18 protein-coding genes and 2 tRNA genes are annotated in these 13762 nt (G+C 68.7%); 12 read left to right on the plus strand and 8 right to left on the minus strand.

Annotated features, from left to right (window positions below):
- Positions 1-57 precede the first annotated feature (57 nt).
- From gatC to FY549_RS12105, 6 genes are read left to right on the plus strand one after another with little or no spacing between them, the layout of a single operon-like run.
- Positions 58-357: an Asp-tRNA(Asn)/Glu-tRNA(Gln) amidotransferase subunit GatC gene (gene gatC / locus FY549_RS12080; protein WP_025103377.1), complete on the plus strand. Its 300-nt coding sequence runs from the start codon at positions 58-60 to the stop codon at positions 355-357.
- Positions 354-1871: an Asp-tRNA(Asn)/Glu-tRNA(Gln) amidotransferase subunit GatA gene (gene gatA / locus FY549_RS12085; protein WP_149085241.1), complete on the plus strand. Its 1518-nt coding sequence runs from the start codon at positions 354-356 to the stop codon at positions 1869-1871. Before gatC ends, gatA begins: the two co-directional genes overlap by 4 nt.
- Entirely contained in the window at positions 1871-3385 is a 1515-nt protein-coding gene (gatB, locus tag FY549_RS12090) for an Asp-tRNA(Asn)/Glu-tRNA(Gln) amidotransferase subunit GatB (RefSeq protein ID WP_149085242.1), read from the plus strand. The genes gatA and gatB overlap by 1 nt, the downstream gene beginning before the upstream one ends.
- A 49-nt stretch (positions 3386-3434) precedes the next feature.
- A complete protein-coding gene (dinB, locus tag FY549_RS12095) occupies positions 3435-4691 on the plus strand; it encodes a DNA polymerase IV (RefSeq protein WP_149085243.1) in 1257 nt (418 codons plus the stop codon).
- 37 nt (positions 4692-4728) lie between these two features.
- Positions 4729-5046: a hypothetical protein gene (locus tag FY549_RS12100; RefSeq protein ID WP_149085244.1), complete on the plus strand. Its 318-nt coding sequence runs from the start codon at positions 4729-4731 to the stop codon at positions 5044-5046.
- Complete coding sequence (locus FY549_RS12105) at positions 5030-5611, plus strand: hypothetical protein (RefSeq protein WP_149085245.1); 582 nt, start codon at positions 5030-5032, stop codon at positions 5609-5611. Before FY549_RS12100 ends, FY549_RS12105 begins: the two co-directional genes overlap by 17 nt.
- 6 nt (positions 5612-5617) lie before the next feature.
- On the opposite strand, the gene FY549_RS12110 is transcribed toward FY549_RS12105, so the two are convergent.
- The 6 genes from FY549_RS12110 to orn all read right to left on the minus strand — a co-directional run bounded on the left by FY549_RS12110 (position 5618) and on the right by orn (position 8239).
- A complete protein-coding gene (locus FY549_RS12110) occupies positions 5618-6115 on the minus strand; it encodes a DUF2017 family protein (protein WP_149085246.1) in 498 nt (165 codons plus the stop codon).
- Positions 6112-6387: an ATP-dependent Clp protease adapter ClpS gene (gene clpS / locus FY549_RS12115; protein WP_149086099.1), complete on the minus strand. Its 276-nt coding sequence runs from the start codon at positions 6385-6387 to the stop codon at positions 6112-6114. The genes FY549_RS12110 and clpS overlap by 4 nt, the downstream gene beginning before the upstream one ends.
- Positions 6388-6400: 13 nt before the next feature.
- Entirely contained in the window at positions 6401-6748 is a 348-nt protein-coding gene (locus tag FY549_RS12120; protein WP_149085247.1) for a metallopeptidase family protein, read from the minus strand.
- Between the two features lie 36 nt (positions 6749-6784).
- The gene (locus FY549_RS12125) at positions 6785-7414 is read right to left on the minus strand and encodes a LysE family transporter (protein ID WP_187614863.1); all 630 of its coding nucleotides are present in this window, start codon (positions 7412-7414) and stop codon (positions 6785-6787) included.
- An 86-nt stretch (positions 7415-7500) separates the two neighbouring features.
- A tRNA-His gene (locus tag FY549_RS12130) sits at positions 7501-7576 on the minus strand.
- A gap of 36 nt (positions 7577-7612) precedes the next feature.
- Positions 7613-8239 carry an oligoribonuclease gene (gene orn, locus FY549_RS12135; RefSeq protein ID WP_149085249.1) on the minus strand — a complete coding sequence of 209 codons (627 nt, stop codon included), beginning with the start codon at positions 8237-8239 and terminating at the stop codon, positions 7613-7615.
- 60 nt (positions 8240-8299) lie between these two features.
- Between orn and FY549_RS12140 the strand changes: the two genes are divergently transcribed.
- Positions 8300-8375 (plus strand) — tRNA-Arg (locus FY549_RS12140).
- Positions 8376-8400: 25 nt separating this feature from the next.
- On the opposite strand, the gene FY549_RS12145 is transcribed toward FY549_RS12140, so the two are convergent.
- Positions 8401-8670, minus strand: coding sequence for a hypothetical protein (locus tag FY549_RS12145; protein ID WP_149085250.1), 270 nt, complete (start codon positions 8668-8670; stop codon positions 8401-8403).
- A gap of 204 nt (positions 8671-8874) precedes the next feature.
- Between FY549_RS12145 and FY549_RS12150 the strand changes: the two genes are divergently transcribed.
- The 4 genes from FY549_RS12150 to FY549_RS12165 all read left to right on the plus strand — a co-directional run bounded on the left by FY549_RS12150 (position 8875) and on the right by FY549_RS12165 (position 12079).
- Positions 8875-9327, plus strand: coding sequence for a single-stranded DNA-binding protein (locus tag FY549_RS12150; protein WP_149085251.1), 453 nt, complete (start codon positions 8875-8877; stop codon positions 9325-9327).
- 9 nt (positions 9328-9336) lie between these two features.
- Positions 9337-9822, plus strand: coding sequence for a DUF6993 domain-containing protein (locus tag FY549_RS16545; RefSeq protein WP_200838683.1), 486 nt, complete (start codon positions 9337-9339; stop codon positions 9820-9822).
- Between the two features lie 81 nt (positions 9823-9903).
- On the plus strand, positions 9904-11583 hold the full coding sequence (gene ettA, locus FY549_RS12160) for an energy-dependent translational throttle protein EttA (protein WP_025103391.1): 1680 nt from the start codon (positions 9904-9906) through the stop codon (positions 11581-11583).
- A gap of 7 nt (positions 11584-11590) precedes the next feature.
- On the plus strand, positions 11591-12079 hold the full coding sequence (locus FY549_RS12165) for an acyl-CoA thioesterase (RefSeq protein ID WP_025103392.1): 489 nt from the start codon (positions 11591-11593) through the stop codon (positions 12077-12079).
- Between the two features lie 39 nt (positions 12080-12118).
- On the opposite strand, the gene FY549_RS12170 is transcribed toward FY549_RS12165, so the two are convergent.
- A complete protein-coding gene (locus FY549_RS12170) occupies positions 12119-13006 on the minus strand; it encodes an acyl-CoA thioesterase (RefSeq protein WP_149085252.1) in 888 nt (295 codons plus the stop codon).
- A gap of 49 nt (positions 13007-13055) precedes the next feature.
- Between FY549_RS12170 and FY549_RS12175 the strand changes: the two genes are divergently transcribed.
- Positions 13056-13715 (plus strand): hypothetical protein, encoded by a 660-nt coding sequence (locus tag FY549_RS12175; protein ID WP_149085253.1) that lies wholly within the window; start codon positions 13056-13058, stop codon positions 13713-13715.
- Positions 13716-13762: the final 47 nt, after the last annotated feature.

Genomic DNA, 13762 nt, shown 5'->3' on the forward strand with positions numbered 1-13762 from the left:
GCTTAGGCGGGCCGTGCCGCGCCGAGCGGTGGCCGACGCGCCAACTAGACTGGGGGCGTGTCTGAAATCACCCCTGATCTTGTGCGCCATCTCGGCGTGCTCGCGCGCATCCAGCTGAACGACGACGAGGTGACACGGCTCACGGGCCAGCTCGACGCCATCGTCGACAACATCGCCAAGGTGTCCGAGGTCGCGACCGCCGATGTCGCCGCGACCAGCCACCCGATCCCGCTGAGCAACGTGTTCCGCCCCGACGTGGTCGGCGAGACGCTGACGCATGAGCAGGTGCTGCAGAACGCGCCCGACCAGGCCGACGGCCGCTTCCGTGTCACCGCGATCCTGGGAGAAGAGCAGTGAGCGAAATCATCCAGCTGACCGCGGCGGAGCTCGCCGACAAGCTCGCCGCGCGGGAGGTCTCCAGCGTCGAGGCCACGCAGGCGCACCTCGATCGCATCGCGCAGGTCGACGGCGACGTGCACGCGTTCCTGCACGTCAACGAGCACGCGCTCGACGCGGCGGCGGACGTCGACGCGCGCCGCGCGTCGGGCGAGCAGCTCGGACCGATCGCCGGCGTCCCCCTCGCGATCAAGGACGTCCTGGTCACGACCGATCAGCCGACCACGAGCGGCTCGCGCATCCTCGAGGGCTACCGCTCGCCGTACGATGCGACGGTCGTGGCTCGCTCCCGCGCGGCCGGCCTCATCCCGCTCGGTAAGACGAACATGGACGAGTTCGCGATGGGCTCCTCCACGGAGCACTCCGCGTACGGCCCGACGCGCAACCCGTGGGATCTCGACCGGATCCCCGGCGGCTCGGGCGGTGGTTCCGCTGCGGCCGTCGCCGCCTTCGAGGCCCCGCTCGCCCTCGGCTCCGACACCGGCGGATCGATCCGTCAGCCCGCTCACGTGACGGGCACGGTCGGCGTGAAGCCGACCTACGGCGGCGTCAGCCGCTACGGCGCGATCGCGTTGGCGTCGAGCCTCGACCAGGTCGGCCCGGTCACCCGCACCGTCCTCGACGCGGGCCTGCTGCATGACGCGATCGGAGGCCACGACCCGAAGGACTCCACGTCTCTCGACGAGCAGTGGCCGTCCTTCGCCGCAGCCGCGCGCGAGGGTGCGCGCGGGGACGGGCTCAAGGGTCTCCGCGTCGGCGTGATCCGCGAGCTTCCCGACAGCGGTTTCCAGCAGGGCGTCGCGTCCTCCTTCCGCAGCGCGCTGGCGCTGCTCGAGGCACAGGGAGCGGAGATCGTCGAGATCGGTGCGCCGCACTTCGAGTACGGCGTCGCCGCCTACTACCTGATCCTCCCGGCCGAGGCCTCCAGCAACCTCGCCAAGTTCGATTCGGTCCGGTTCGGGCTCCGTGTCACCCCGGCGGGCAACCCCACCGTCGAGGACGTGATGTCCGCTACGCGCGACGCCGGTTTCGGTGACGAGGTCAAGCGCCGTATCATCCTCGGCACCTACGCGCTGTCCGCCGGGTACTACGACGCCTACTACGGCAGCGCGCAGAAGGTCCGCACGCTGATCCAGCAGGACTTCGCGGCCGCCTTCGCCGATGTCGACGTCATCGCGACGCCCTCCGCGCCGACCACGGCGTTCAAGCTCGGCGAGAAGATCGACGACCCGCTGCAGATGTACCTGAACGACATCACCACGATCCCGGCGAACCTCGCCGGGGTCCCCGGCATCTCGATCCCGAGTGGTCTGTCGGACGACGATGGCCTTCCTGTCGGCATCCAGTTCCTCGCCCCGGCGCGGGAGGACGCTCGCCTGTACCGGGTGGGCGCCGCCCTCGAGTCGCTCCTCGTCGACTCCTGGGGCGAGCCGCTGCTGTCCCGTGCTCCCCAGCTGGAAGGAGGCGCGCGCTGATGGCCGCCGCCAAGCTCATGGACTTCGACAAGGCGCTCGAGCTGTTCGAGCCCGTCCTCGGATTCGAGGTGCACGTCGAGCTCAACACGAACACGAAGATGTTCTCCGACGCCCCCAACCCCGCGAACGAGGCGTATCACGCGGCGGAGCCGAACACCTTGATCGCCCCGGTCGACCTGGGTCTGCCCGGTTCGCTGCCGGTCGTCAACGAGACGGCCATCCGGTCGTCGATCAGCCTCGGTCTCGCGCTGGGCTGCTCGATCGCCGAGTCCAGCCGCTTCGCACGGAAGAACTACTTCTACCCGGACCTGGGCAAGAACTACCAGATCTCCCAGTACGACGAGCCCATCGCGTTCGAGGGTTCGGTCGAGGTGGAGCTCGAGGACGGCACGGTGGTGACGATCCCGATCGAGCGGGCGCACATGGAGGAGGACGCCGGCAAGCTCACGCACATGGGCGGCTCGACCGGCCGGATCCAGGGCGCCGAGTACTCGCTCGTCGACTACAACCGGGCCGGGGTGCCGCTCGTCGAGATCGTGACGAAGACGATCTTCAGCACCGACCACCGCGCGCCGGAGGTCGCCAAGGCGTACGTCGCCGCGATCCGCGACATCGTCCGCGGGCTCGGCATCTCCGAGGCTCGCCTCGAGCGCGGGAACCTTCGCTGTGACGCGAACGTGTCGCTGCGTCGTCGTGGTGAGGAGAAGCTCGGTACGCGCACGGAGACGAAGAACGTCAACTCGATGCGCTCGGTCGAGCGTGCCGTCCGCTACGAGATCCAGCGCCAGGCGCAGATCCTCGCCGACGGAGGGACCATCATCCAGGAGACGCGGCACTGGCATGAGGACACCGGGACCACCTCTCCCGGGCGTCCGAAGTCGGATGCCGACGACTACCGCTACTTCCCTGAGCCCGATCTCCTTCCCGTGCAGCCCTCCCCGGAGCTGATCGAGGAGCTCCGTGCCGCGCTGCCCGAGCAGCCCGTGGCCCGGCGGCGTCGACTGATGGACGAATGGGGCTTCACGCCGCTGGAGTTCCAGGACGTGCGCAACGGTGGTCTGCTCGACGTCGTGGAGGCCACCATCGCCGCCGGTGCCACGCCGGCCGCGGCGCGGAAGTGGTGGACGGGAGAGATCACCCGCCTCGCCAACGCGCAGGAGAAGGACGCCGCCGAGCTCGTCAGCCCGGAGAACGTCGCCGCGCTGCAGCAGCTCGTCGACGCGGGGACGCTGACGGACAAGCTCGCACGGCAGGTGCTGGAGGGCGTGATCGCGGGCGAGGGCTCCCCCCAGGAGGTCGTCGACGCCCGAGGTCTCGCCGTGGTGTCGGACGACGGCGCGCTCATCGCTGCGATCGACGATGCCCTTGCGGCGCAGCCTGACGTGATGGCGAAGATCAAGGACGGCAAGGTCCAGGCCGCTGGTGCCATCATCGGCGCTGTCATGAAGGCCATGAAGGGCCAGGCCGACGCCGCCCGCGTCCGCGAACTCATCCTCGAGCGCGCGGCGCAGTGATCGTCGGTCCCCGGGCCTCCGTGTCGGAGGTCCGGGGGACAATGGGTGCATGGGACACGGTGATGGCAGGGGCCGCATGGTGTCCTCGGCCGACGCCGACGATTCCGGGACGAGGATCCTCCACGTCGACATGGACGCGTTCTATGCGGCCGTCGAGGTGCTGGACGACCCGAGCCTCCGTGGGCGGCCCCTGATCATCGGATCTCCGGACGGGCGCTCCGTCGTTTCGAGCGCCTCCTATGAAGCGCGCCGCTACGGCGTTCGGTCCGCAATGCCGGTGGCCCAGGCGGTGCGGTTGTGTCCGGCAGCGCGCATCGTCCCGCCGCACTTCCCGCGGTACCAGGAGGTCTCGCGGCAGGTCATGGCGATCTTCGAGTCGTTCACACCGCTCGTGGAGCCGCTGTCCGTGGACGAGGCCTTTCTCGACGTCCAAGGGGTGCGCCGGCTCTGGGGGAGCCCCGCGCAGATCGCCGCTCAGATCCGCGAGCGAGTGCTCGCGGAGGTCGGGATCACTTGCAGCGTCGGTGTGGCCGCGACGAAGCACGTGGCGAAGATGGCTTCGACCATCGCCAAGCCGGACGGCATGCTCGTCGTCGCCGAGTCCGACACCCTCGCCTTCCTCGCGCCGCGACCGGTACGGGCGCTCTGGGGGGTCGGACCGAAAGCGGCGGAGGCACTCGAGGCTCGCGGCCTTCGTACGATCGGCGACCTTCGTAGCGCGCCGCCGGAGATGCTGGACAGGGCGGTGGGACCAGCCCTGAGCGCACGTCTCGCGCAACTGGCCAGGGGCGAGGACGCCCGTGCTGTGGACACGGAGCGGGTGGAGAAGAGCATCGGTCACGAGGAGACCTTCGACCACGACATCACCGACCGCGCCTTCCTCCGTGCCGAACTGCTGCGGCTCGCTGACAGGGTCGGGGCACGCCTGCGCCGAGCCGGGTGGGAGACGACGACCGTCTCGATCAAGATCCGTTTCGACGACTTCCGCACCGTCAACCGGTCGCAGACCTTGAGCGAACCGACCGCCGTCGGCCAGCGGATCGGCGAAGCCGCGCAGAGCCTGTTCGCGCTCATCGACCGGCGGGACCCCATCCGCCTCGTGGGTGTCCGAGCCGAGAACCTGCGGCCCGCGGGCGGAGGCGCACTGGCTCTCTGGGACGACGACGAGGACTGGCGCAAGGTCGAGGGGGCCGTCGACGAGGCCATCGCGCGGTTCGGGACGGCGACCATCAGCAGGGCGCGACACATCGGACGAGGTGAGGGCCGAGGTGCCGCGCGGCACCCGAAAGACCATGGCGTCGATTGATCGCACGCCGGGGCTCGCCGTCGGCTACCGTGGGAGCATGCCGAACATTGCACTGGAACTCGGGAATCAGGTCGCGTCCTTCGGCGTGAAGAGCGCGTACGGGGAGCCGCAGGAGGTCGACGGGGTCGTGGTGACTCCGGTGGCGTTCACGTACGCGGGCTTCGGCGGAGCGAGCGGAGACGGTGGCGAAGGCGGGGGAGGCGGCGGAGTCTCGGTTCCCGTCGGCGTCTACGTCCGTCGCGAAGAGGGCCTGCGTTTCGAGCCCAACATCGTGACTCTCCTCGTCGTCGCCGTGCCCTTCGTGTGGGTCACCGGTCGCGCGCTCACGCGCATCATCCGTGCCCTCAAGAAGTGACGACGCGGTCGCAGCCGCCCTCTCACACGCCGCGGGCCTGATCGCGGATGACGTCCGCGCTCTCGCGGCGTCCAACCCCGTCGTGCTGATCGACGGCGGAAGCGGGGCGGGTAAGACGTCGCTCGCCGCGCGTCTTGCCCGTGCCTGGCCGGTGGCCGGCCGCGTGCAGATCGTTGCGCTCGATTCGCTGTACCCAGGGTGGGACGGCCTCGATGAGGGTGCGGAGCGGGCCCTCGAGGGCATTCTGCGGCCGCACGGACGCGGTCTGCTCGGCGCGTGGCGACGCTGGGATTGGGAGCGTGGCGAGGAGGCCGAGACGCACGCCGTGGATCCGGCCTTGGGCGTCATCGTCGAGGGCAGCGGCATCCTGCGCGCGTCGACGGCTCGCTTGGCCGATGTCCGCGTCTGGGTGGAGTCGGGCGAGACCTCGCGCAAGTCGCGGGCGCTCGCAAGGGACGGCGATACCTACCGCCCGCACTGGGATCGCTGGGCCGCGCAGGAGCGCCGTCACATCGAGCGCGATCGCCCTCGAGAACTCGCCACGCGGATCGTCGAAGTCCCCTGAGCGCGGTCAGCGCAGCGCATCCGCATCGGTTTCATCGACGGCCTCGACCAGGAGTTCCAGTCGGTATCCGAGCCAGTCGTACACGGCCTGGCCATCGCCGCCGACATCCGGCTCCTCGTCGGTGATTCCGAGGCGGGTCGCGATCACGAGCCGAATCGCGGTGAGTGTCCGCAGCCATGCGTCGACCTCCCCACGGCGCACGAGGACGTCGCGGGGCTTGCGGGCGTCCTCATCGGTCACCTCGGCGTCGGGGTCGAAGTCCTCCAACGAGGCTCGCATCGTGCGGGCATCGTGCAGCCGACGGTCGAGGAGGTCAGCGCGCGTCGCCGAGGCGAAGGCCGTCGAGGCCCCCTCATCGTCCGGATAGGCGTTCGGCGTGAGTCGTGCCACACCGGGGTCGTCACCCTCGCCCTCCCGGAGCAGTTCCACGAAGTCGTCCACGAGGCGGGCCAGGTGCATTCCCTCGATGGTGGAGACGGAGAGGGTGACGGGTGGGGTGTTCATGGGGCCTTCCTCACGGTCGCCCAGAGTCCGTAGTCGTGCATCGCCTGGGCGTGGACTTCCATCGTCTCGCGAGGACCGGTCGCGACGATCGCGTGGCCCTCATGATGGACGGCGAGCATGAGCCGGGTGGCATGCTCCTGCGAGTAGCCGAAATAGGTGCGGAAGACCCGCACCACGTAGCTCATCAGGTTCACGGGGTCGTTCCAGACGACGACCTCCCACGGCTCCAGGGGAGCGGCGAACAGGTCGGTGGTCTCCTCGACGTCCGGCATCGCGGTCGACACGTCAGGCCCACCCGAGCTCGTGCAGCTGCGCGTCGTCAAGGCCGTGGAAGTGGGCGATCTCATGGACGAGGGTGGTGTGGATTTCATCGCGGAGCTCGTCGAGGGTCTCGCACTGGGCCAGGTGCGGTTCCCGATAGACGATGATGCGGTCGGGAAGCTCACCCATCCCGTACTGGGTCCGCTCCGTCAGAGCCAGGCCGTCGTACAAGCCGAGGAGATCGAGCCCTCCGTCCTCGGGGCGGTCCTCCACGACGAAGACGACGTTCTCGAGCTGCTCGACCATCTCGTCGGGCAGCTGGTCGAGTTCGTCGATCACGAGGGCCTCGAAGGCGGCGGCGTCCATGTCCATCTCCTCCAGCCTACGGCGACCAGGGACGGGCGATCCTCAGTGCAGGACCACCAGGAGGGCGGCGACGGCGATGAAGAGGCTGCCGAACACCGTATTGAGGATTCGTTGCCCTCGTGGCGACCGTGTGAGCCGGCGGAAAGGCCGCGCCGCGGTGGCGAAGAAGCCCCACATCACCAGGACGTCGACGACCACGACCGTCGCGACGAGCGCCAGATACTGGGGGAGCGGGGGCTGGTCGAGGCGGATGAACTGCGGGATGAAGGCGAGGAAGAAGACGATCGCCTTGGGGTTCAGGAGATTCACCCAGAACCCCCGGCGCATCATCGACCAGTGGCTCTCGCGGGCGTCGACGGGGTCGGGGGCGTCATCGAGCGCGGGAGCGGGGCGCGTGAGGATCAGCCTGATCCCGAGGTAGACGAGGTAGGCCGCACCGGCATAACGGATGATGTTGAACAGCAGGTCTGAGCGTGAGACGAGGAGCCCCACTCCGGCCGCGACGATCACGATATGGACGACGAGCGCGATCTGCTGACCGATGATTCCCCAGATCGAACGCTTCCATCCCTGCGAGAGGGAGTTGGACATCGTGTTGATCGCGCCGGCCCCGGGCGTGAAGCTGATCACTACGGACGCGGTGAGAAGGGAGAACCAGACCGCCGGTGACACCAGGACAGTCTAGGGCTGCACCGGGGGTGCGCCGAACCGGGGGAACCGAAGAGGCCCGGACCGAAACGATCCGAGCCTCTTCGAACTGGGGTGAGTAACGGGGCTTGAACCCGCGACCTCCTGGACCACAACCAGGCGCTCTACCAACTGAGCTATACCCACCATGCGCCTGCCGGAACAGGCAACCCCACGAGTCTATTACATGTTCGAGGTGAACTCGGACACGGTCCGCGCAGCGATCTCCTTGGCATCGTCGCTGGAGGGGCCGGGCTCAGCCACGAACACCGCCTCCCGGTAGTACCGCAGTTCCCGGATGGACTCGAGGATGTCAGCTAGAGCGCGGTGACCGCCGTCCTTGGCCGGAGCCTGGAAGAACACCCGCGGATACCACCGACGGGAGAGCTCCTTGATGCTCGAGACGTCGACGTTGCGGTAGTGCAGCCATTGATCGACCTGGGGCATGTACTTCGCGAGGAACATCCGGTCGGTGCCGATGGTGTTGCCGGCAAGCGGCGCACGCCGCTCGAGCGGCACGAAGCGGCGGATGTACGCGAGCGTCTGTTCCTCGGCCTCCGCCAGCGTCACACCGTGGGGGATCTCCTCGATCAGGCCCGATGTCTCGTGCATCTTCGTGACGAAGTCGTTCATGTGGGCGAGGGCCGTCTGGCTCGGACGGATCACGACCTGGAAACCGGGGTCGAGCGGGCGGAGCTCGAAGTCGGTGATGACGACCGCGATCTCGACGAGCTCGTCCACCCCGAGATCGAGCCCGGTCATCTCGCAGTCGATCCAGACGAGCCGGTCGTTCTCGGAAGCAGTCACCATGCCGCCATCCTATCGATTGCCCCGACATCCCCCCGCGGAGCGCGGTACGGTAGAACGTCCGCCTCCGTAGCTCAGGGGATAGAGCAGGAGCCTTCTAATCTCTTGGTCGCAGGTTCGAATCCTGCCGGGGGCGCCACTGACCATCAGTCGCATGACGCGCGTCAGCAGTGCCGGAGCGCGTCGACCGCATCATCCGGACGCCAGAACTCGCCGATCAATCGGAAGCCGCCCGTCGCCAGATGAAGCCGCTCCGCGCGATAGCGCAGGCCGAGGGGGTCGGCGACGACGCGCAGATGCCCCAGGACATGTTCCCGGCTGTCCTGAACACGCCAGAGGTGATCGGCGGCGCGGACGAGGTGTTCCCGATGGGAGGCGAGCTTCGGGGTTGCGATCGGCACTCCGGGAGCGGGGGTCGAAGTCGTAGCGGTCATGGTGTCTCCTCTCATGCGTCGAACATACGACCGACCACCGACATTCGCCCGCGCCCAGGATCCGCCGGTGACCTGGGCTCTTCTCCACGAATTCCCATCTCGACTCGTCGTCCACAGATCCCGGGATCGCGTCCCGACGACCTCGGGCCCGAGAGGCACCCTGGAGGCATCCGGACGGCGAGCCGGCTTCGAGAGGACAACCGCATGATCGACACCGTGACCATCGTGGGACGCGTCGCAACGGAACCCACGCCCGGGCGCACGAGCGCCGGGGTGCCTGTGACGAACTTCCGCCTGGCGAGTACGCATCGCCGCTACGACGCGACGAGCGGATCGTGGGTCGACGCCGGGACGAATTGGTTCTCGGTCGCCGCATTCCGTCAGCTCGCCGATCACGTGCGCGCGTCGCTGCGGGTCGGGGACAGCGTCATCGTCACCGGCCGTCTCCGCGTGCGGCCGTGGGAGAGCAACGGCAAACAGGGCACGAGCGTCGACATCGACGCCGACACGATCGGACACGACCTGCGGTGGGGGACCACGGCCTACCGCCCGAGTTCGCGGCCGTCTCCGGCAGCAGACGAGGGGGCGGACGCTTCGGACGACCGCGAGGAGGGCCGCGACCTGTGGAGTCAGGACGAAGAGATCGCGGCGGCCTAGACTCTGCTCGTGCTTCGAACGGTGTTCTCCTCCCGCGCTGCGGCGCTGATCCTCGTCTCCGGTGTTTCGGTGGTCGTCCTGGCGGGCTGCGCGCCGGAGCCCGAGGCGAAGCCTTCTCCGCCATCCACAGCCAGCGCGGCGCCGACCTCTCCCGCGGCGCCCGTCCTCGTCGCCGAGGGGACGGCGGAAGAGAACCTCCCCGTGTTCACGGCGGTCGCCGAGCGGGTCTGGGGCACGGATCGACGGGGTGAGGGGCGGGCGTACGTCGACGCACTCGTCGACGCCGGGTTCGCCCGCGACGCCATGCAGGTGACGCCGGACGTGACGACCGTGGGGAACCCGGCCGAGAGCATCCAGTTCTCCGTCCGCTGGGGCGAGGAGTCCTGTCTCATCGGTCAGGTCGGGCCCTCCACGGGGGCCGTCGTGACGACGGTCATGCCGCAACTCGCAGGAGGTCGCTGCCTCGTGGGAGCGACGCGGCCGATCGACTGGTGACGCCGCCGGCACCGAGGCACGGGTGAACGGCCGGTAGGCTGGAGTGTCGATCCTCGACGCCAACAGAAGGAGCGGTTTTCGGTGGCAGAGTACATCTACTCCATGGTTCGTGCCCGCAAGGCGGTGGGTGAGAAGCTCATCCTGGACGACGTCACGATGGCGTTCCTGCCGGGCGCGAAGATCGGCATGGTCGGCCCCAACGGCGCCGGAAAGTCGACGATCCTCAAGATCATGGCGGGGCTCGACACCCCGTCGAACGGTGAGGCCAAGCTCTCGCCGGGTTACTCCGTCGGCATCCTGATGCAGGAGCCGGAGCTCGACGAGTCGAAGACGGTCCTCGAGAACATCCAGGACGGTATCGCCATCAAGGCCAAGGTCGACCGGTTCAACGAGATCTCCGCGCTGATGGCCGACCCGGACGCCGACTTCGACGCGCTCCTCGCCGAGATGGGGACGCTGCAGGAGGAGATCGATGCGGCTGATGGCTGGGACCTGGATTCTCAGCTCGAGCAGGCGATGGACGCCCTGCGCACCCCTCCCGGCGACGCCGCCATCGCCCCGCTGTCCGGTGGTGAGAAGCGTCGGGTCGCGCTGGCGAAGCTCCTGCTGCAGAAGCCCGACCTGCTGCTCCTCGACGAGCCCACCAACCACCTCGACGCGGAGAGCGTGCTCTGGCTCGAGCAGCACCTCCAGTCCTACAAGGGCGCGGTGATCGCGATCACCCACGACCGGTACTTCCTGGACCACGTCGCCGAGTGGATCGCCGAGGTCGACCGCGGACGTCTCATCGGCTACGAGGGCAACTACTCCACGTACCTGGAGAAGAAGGCCGAGCGCCTCGACATCCAGGGCAAGAAGGACGCCAAGCTCGCCAAGCGCCTGAAGGACGAGCTGGACTGGGTCCGCTCCAGCGCGAAGGGCCGTCAGACGAAGTCGAAGGCGCGTCTGGCCCGGTACGAGGAGATGGCGGCCGAGGCGGAGCGGACCAGGAAGCTGGACTTCGAGGAGATCCAGATCCCCGCCGGCCCCCGTCTGGGCAATGTGGTCATCGAAGCCAAGAACCTCAAGAAGGGCTTCGACGGGCGCTCGCTCATCGACGGTCTGAGCTTCAGCCTCCCGCCGAACGGCATCGTCGGCGTCATCGGTCCGAACGGCGTCGGAAAGACGACCCTGTTCAAGACAATCGTCGGTCTCGAGCCGCTCGACGGCGGTGACCTGAAGATCGGCGAGACCGTCAAGATCAGCTACGTCGACCAGTCGCGTTCGTCGATCGACCCGAACAAGACGCTGTGGGAGGTCGTCTCCGACGGCCTCGACTTCATCACGGTCGGGAAGACCGAGATCCCGTCCCGCGCCTACGTGTCGAAGTTCGGCTTCAAGGGTCCGGACCAGCAGAAGAAGGCCGGGGTGCTCTCCGGCGGTGAGCGCAACCGCCTGAACCTCGCGCTCACCCTCAAAGAGGGCGGCAACCTGCTTCTTCTCGACGAGCCCACGAACGACCTCGATGTCGAGACGCTGAGCTCGCTGGAGAACGCACTGCTCGAGTTCCCCGGCTGCGCCGTGGTCATCACGCACGATCGCTGGTTCCTCGACCGCATCGCGACCCACATCCTCGCCTATGAGGGCACCGACGAGAAGCCCGACCAGTGGTACTGGTTCGAAGGCAACTTCGAGGCCTACGAGCAGAACAAGATCGAGCGTCTCGGCCCAGATGCGGCCAAGCCGCACCGTTCGACGCACCGCAAGCTCACGCGCGACTGAGCACACGATGAGCACCGACTCGCCGGGTTCCCGCCTGCACATCCCGATCCACCTCCGCTGGGGGGATCTGGATGCCTTCAACCACGTCAACAACACCTCGATGCTCAAGCTGCTCGAGGAGGCGCGCGTCCGCGCGTTCTGGCGTGCGGGACCCGGCGAGGAGGCGCCGTCCACGGCCGTCCTCGACTCCGGGATCGAGGAGGGCATCCTGACGCTCATCGCGCGGCAGGAGATCGAGTACCTCGCTCCCGTGCCGTATCAGCGGCGCCCGCTGGAGGTCCAGATGTGGTTCGGCAAGCTCGGCGGTTCCAGCGTCGAGGTCTGCTACGAGGTGCACAACGATCCAGCGGCCGAGCCGCGGGAGTTGTACGCGCGGTCGACGGCCATCATCGTCCTCGTCGATGCCGGCACCGGGAGGCCGACCCGCCTGACCGCGGAGATGCGCGAGGCCTGGGAGCCGTACGTCGGTCCGTCCATCGAGTACGCCCACCGCTGATTTCGGGGTCGCTCACCGCTCGGGCGACGGACGGAGCGCTCAGCGATCGTCGGGCACGCGGATCATGATCTCCTGGGCGACGCTGGCCACGAGCACGCCCTCCCGCGTGTACACGCGGCCCGTCGCAAGACCGCGACCGCCACGGGCGCTCGGGGACTCCTGCACGTAGAGCAGCCACTCGTCCACCCGCGCGGGGCGGTGCCACCACATGGCATGGTCCAGGCTCGCGACTTTGAGGCCGGGGAGCGACCACGAGACGCCGTGGGCCCGCAGGATCGACTCCTGGATCGTCATGTCGCTGAGGTACGCGAGGGCCGCGCGATGGAGTCGCTGATCGTCCGGCAGCGGCGCGCGCAAGCGCATCCACACCGCCTGACGAGGGACGCGCTCGTCGTCGTTCGGGAGGTAGAGCGGGGAGTCGACGTGGCGGATGTCGGCGGCGCGTTCGCTCAGCATGCGCCGTGCACCTCCCGCGAGCCCGGGGACGCGGTCCTCATCGGGCACGAGGTCCTCCGGCACCGGCACGTTCTCCGGCATCGGCGCGGCGTGCTCGACCCCGGGGTCGGCGTCCTGGAAAGACGCGATCATCGAGAAGATCGGGACGCCGTTCTGGTACGCCTGAGTACGCCGTGTGGAGAAAGACCGGCCGTCGTGGATGCGGTCGACGGCGATCGTGATTCCCTGGCTCGCATCACCGGGGCGCAGGAAATATCCGTGCATCGAGTGGACGGCGCGGTCCTCCGGGAGCGTGCGCTCCGCAGCCACGAGCGTCTGCGCGAGGACCTGGCCACCGTAGATCCGTCCGCTCGGCATCGGGTGAGACGAGCCCGTGAAGATGTCCTCCGTCGTCCGCGCCTGGGTAGCGTCGAGATCGAGGACGTCGAGAAGACGCTCCACAGTCCGGATGGCGTGCTCGTCGGCGCTCATGTCTTCCCCTCCGCGGCCCGGGTCGCCGCTCGTTGGTAGTTTAGAACGCGTGACCCCTCAGCTCCTCCTCGCCGATCCGGACACGGCGAAGGATGTCCTCACCTTCGCCGGACGCGCCGCCCGGGTCTCCGACGAGGGTGTGCGATTACAGGCGCGCGAGGGGATCCTGGCGCTCACCACGGCGGTTCTCGCGCCGCAAGGCCTGTTCGACCAGACGCCGACGATCCTCGGGATGCGCATCGTCCGCGCCGACCCCGAACTCGAGTGCGACCTTGTCATTGACGCCCTCGCGCCGACGGACGATCCGGTTCGCCTCGCTCTGCCGGACACGGGTCTCTCGCCCGCGTGGGCCGGCGTCGCGCCGCCCCGCCAAGGCTGGGCGACGGAGGCCGTGCTTCCGGCGTCCGTCATCGCACAACGTGCGCAGTGGGGCATCTCGGCGGTGGCGCGGGGAGCCGGAGCAGGCTCGGGCGAGGAAGCGGTGCGAGCGCTGCGCGCGGCCGTCTGGGGCGAACCGGACGACGACCTCGGCGGCCTGCCGCGCGGCGTGGCGTTCGCTGCGGACGCGCTGGGCTTCATCTCCGGCGAGGAGGACGTCCCCGTGACGCGTTCCGGCCGCTGGACCCGCCTCGCGTTCCGGCGAGGTCATGTGCTTTGTCGCGGACCGGTGGCGTCCGGACTCACCAGCGTGCGCACCACCGGCACCTGACGCGATCCCGCGTGGTGTCATCATGACGTGCGTGCGCGCCCGTCTCG

Origin of the sequence: Microbacterium sp. 1S1, assembly GCF_008271365.1 — a bacterium.
In the GTDB taxonomy this organism is placed as follows: Bacteria; Actinomycetota; Actinomycetes; order Actinomycetales; family Microbacteriaceae; genus Microbacterium.